This is a genomic window from Inquilinus limosus MP06 (assembly GCF_000767795.1).
Classification (GTDB): domain Bacteria; phylum Pseudomonadota; class Alphaproteobacteria; order DSM-16000; family Inquilinaceae; genus Inquilinus; species Inquilinus limosus_E.
This window is the reverse complement of record NZ_JANX01000683.1, coordinates 1-2,935: the sequence shown is the minus strand read 5'-3', so window position 1 is coordinate 2,935 and position 2,935 is coordinate 1. Positions and strand designations below refer to the sequence as shown.

At 71.2% G+C, this 2,935-nt stretch carries 5 protein-coding genes and 1 pseudogene; 4 read left to right on the top strand and 2 right to left on the bottom strand.

Annotation, left to right across the window (positions count from 1 at the left end; translation table 11 throughout):
- The coding region (locus tag P409_RS30790) for a GntR family transcriptional regulator (RefSeq protein ID WP_034847437.1) at positions 1 to 264 on the bottom strand (264 nt) is incomplete at its 3' end.
- 89 nt (positions 265 to 353) lie between these two features.
- On the opposite strand from P409_RS30790, the gene P409_RS30785 reads away from it, so the two are divergent.
- Complete coding sequence (locus tag P409_RS30785) at positions 354 to 1,310, top strand: threonine dehydratase (protein WP_034847439.1); 957 nt, start codon at positions 354 to 356, stop codon at positions 1,308 to 1,310.
- On the opposite strand, the gene P409_RS30780 is transcribed toward P409_RS30785, so the two are convergent.
- A complete protein-coding gene (locus tag P409_RS30780; protein ID WP_034847436.1) occupies positions 1,307 to 1,567 on the bottom strand; it encodes a hypothetical protein in 261 nt (86 codons plus the stop codon). The two genes, P409_RS30785 and P409_RS30780, sit on opposite strands and share 4 nt — an antisense overlap.
- 627 nt (positions 1,568 to 2,194) lie before the next feature.
- Between P409_RS30780 and P409_RS30770 the strand changes: the two genes are divergently transcribed.
- The 3 genes and pseudogenes from P409_RS30770 to P409_RS30760 form a co-directional block, all read left to right on the top strand.
- Positions 2,195 to 2,440: a hypothetical protein gene (locus tag P409_RS30770; RefSeq protein ID WP_034847433.1), complete on the top strand. Its 246-nt coding sequence runs from the start codon at positions 2,195 to 2,197 to the stop codon at positions 2,438 to 2,440.
- A gap of 3 nt (positions 2,441 to 2,443) precedes the next feature.
- Positions 2,444 to 2,758, top strand: coding sequence for a YkgJ family cysteine cluster protein (locus P409_RS30765; RefSeq protein ID WP_034847431.1), 315 nt, complete (start codon positions 2,444 to 2,446; stop codon positions 2,756 to 2,758).
- Positions 2,755 to 2,935 (top strand): annotated as a pseudogene (locus P409_RS30760) (hypothetical protein); the annotation flags it as partial. The gene P409_RS30765 and the pseudogene P409_RS30760, both read left to right, overlap by 4 nt.

Below are 2,935 nucleotides of genomic sequence, written 5' to 3'. Positions count from 1 at the left end.
GAGGCCGAACAGCGCCGCCTCGCGGCTGGCGGCCAGCACATAGGTGCCGCGCCCGACCTCGCCCGAGACCAGGTGCCGCCGCGCCGCCTCGCGATAGGCCTGGGTCACGGTGCTGACATTCAGCCCCAGCCGCCAGGCCAGGTCGCGATGGGTCGGCAGCCGCTCGCCGGGCCGGAGGTCGCCGGCGGCGATGGCGTCGGCCAGCGCCTCGACGATGGCGAGGTAGCGGACCGGGCTGCGCCCCTCGAGGCTCGGCACCCACATTCTTGTCTGCCAGACAATGTCTTCGTTGACCCGCACAATCCGCGCCGCCGATGCTGGGGTCAATCCCATCCCGACCCGGAATGCCGACCATGTTCGACCTGACCGCCCTCGAGGACGCTGCCCGCCTGGTGCACGCCGCCATGGCGCCGACCCCGCAGATCGCCTGGCCGCTGCTGGCCGCCCGCACCGGCTGCGAGGCCTGGGTGAAGCACGAGAACCACACGCCGATCGGCGCCTACAAGGCGCGCAACGGCCTGGTCTTCATCGACGCGCTGCGCCGCCGCCGGCCGGAGCTGCGCGGCATCGTCACCGCGACCCGCGGCAATCACGGCCAGAGCCTGCCCTTCGCCGCGCGCGGCACCGGCCTGGCCGTCACCGTGGTGGTGCCCGAGGGCAATTCGGTGGAGAAGAACGCCGCCATGCGCGCCTTCGGGGCCGAGCTGGTGGAGCATGGCGCCGATTTCGACGAGGCCTATGCCCATGCCCGGCACCTCTCGGAGACGCGCGGGCTGGAGATGGCGCCCGCCTTCCATCCCGACCTGATGCGCGGCGCCGCCACCTATGCGCTGGAGCTGTTCCGGGCGCGGCCCGACCTCGACACCGTCTATGTGCCGATCGGCATGGGGTCGGGCATCTGCGGCCTGATCCGCACCCGCGACCTGCTGGGGCTGAGGACGCGGATCGTCGGCGTGGTCTCGACCGAGGCGCCGGCGATGGCGCTGTCCTTCGCGGCCGGGCGGGTGGTGACGACCGAGACCGCCCGCACCTTCGCCGACGGCATGGCCTGCCGGGTGCCGGACCCGGAGGCTTTCGCCATCATCCGGGCCGGCGCCGACCGCATCGTGCGGGTGACCGACGACGAGATCGCCGCCGCCCTGCGCGCCTATTGGACCGACACCCACAACCTGGCCGAGGGCGCCGGCGCGGCCGGCCTGGCGGCGCTGCTGCAGGAGCGGGAGCGGATGCGGGGCAAGCGCGTCGGCCTGGTCCTGACCGGCGGCAACATCGACCTGCCGGTGGCCCGGAAGGTGCTGGCGGACGGCTAGGACGCCGGGCGCCGCCGGCCGGCGAGGAGGACTTCGGGCCGGCCGTCCGCGTCAAGCTCCAGGCAGCGGGTGATGTCCGGCGAGGTCCAGCGGCGCGCCCATCCCGCCTGCTCGGCATGGTCGGACGGCCGGTCCCAGGTGCCGGCCAGGGTCCGCGCCTCCGCCTCGCTTCCGGCCCGGACGATCAGCACCGAGCGGGGCTCGCCGCGCCAGATCTCGTCATTCCAGTCGCGGGGGTACAGCTTGTAGAACGCCATCCGTCTCCCTCGGCCGGCCGTGCGGTCGGCCTCTTTCCTTTCGTCAGCGGCGGTCCTTGGCCGCCGGGATGCGATGGGCGACGGCTGCCGCCTCAAGCTCCTTGGCGGCCTGCAGCGAGATTGCATGCATGGTCATGTTGCCCCGCCGCGCATAGCGTTCGGCATCCTGGCGAGCCTCGCGGGCCTGACGCTCCGCCGCCCTCGCGGTCCCCGGATCCTTGCCATAGGCCGGAAGTCGGATGTCACCTGCCGTCATATCGAATTGTCCTCATCGATTCGCGGTCAGCATGACCCGGCCACCCGATCCTGGCCAGATAATATTTCGAAATGATCGGCCATGGTCCTGGTCATTACGAATTTCCAGAGCAGATCAGGAAAAACAGATTGCCACTGCAGCCGATGACGTCTTCAGATATACGTGGAGAACTTCGCGCCGACGATTTTTGCAGACACGATCCCGGATTCGATATAATCTGGTCTTCTCGGAATTTATTGAGAGCCCGACGTGCTGGAGTGCCCGTGGCGACGGAGCGCACTTGCGTATGCATGCGTGCCGCCGGTTCTGGCCGTGGCCCGCTGGAACGGGCCGCCCCTGACCGCGCCTCCGCCGGGCGCAGAAATGCAGGAATGAGCGACAACCGATACGCCGTGGGCAGCACCGTCTACATCTGGCGGCGGCCCAGCCCCAGCACCGCGCTCTCCGGCGCCTATGCCGTGGTGGCGCATTATCCGAGCGAAACCTCCGGCCGGCTTTACCGGGTGCGCAGCGTGCTCGGGACCGAGGAGCGCATGGTGCCCGAGGCCGATCTCTCCGCCGTGCCGCGCAGCACCGACATCGTGGAGCGCGCGCCGCGCAAGCAGCGCAGCGCCTGACCGATGGACGAGACGCTTTCCGCCGAAGCCGCGGCGTTCGACTGCCAGACCTGCGGCGCGTGCTGCGCCTATTCCCACGAGTGGCCGCGCTTCTGGACCGAGAGCCAGGCCGAGATCGAGCGGATTCCCCGCCGCTACCGCGACGATGCCGCCACGGCCATGCGCTGCGACGGCGACCGCTGCTCCGCCCTGGAGGGCGAGGTCGGCCGCTCCACACGCTGCGCGGTCTACGCCGACCGGCCGGTGGTCTGTCGCGACTGCATGCCGGGAGATGACGCCTGCCGGATCGCGCGGACCGTTCTGGAGCGGGCGGCATGAGCGCGCCCGAGCGGGTGGCGCCGTCCGACCTCAAGGCGCTCCGCCGCGCCGCGGAGGCCGGCGACGCGGCCGCGCAGTTCAACCTCGGCGTGCTCAGCGACAGCCGCATCGACGACAACGGCTACGCGGTGCCTGGGGACCGGGCCGAGGCGCTGCGGTGGCTGGAGCAGGCCGCCG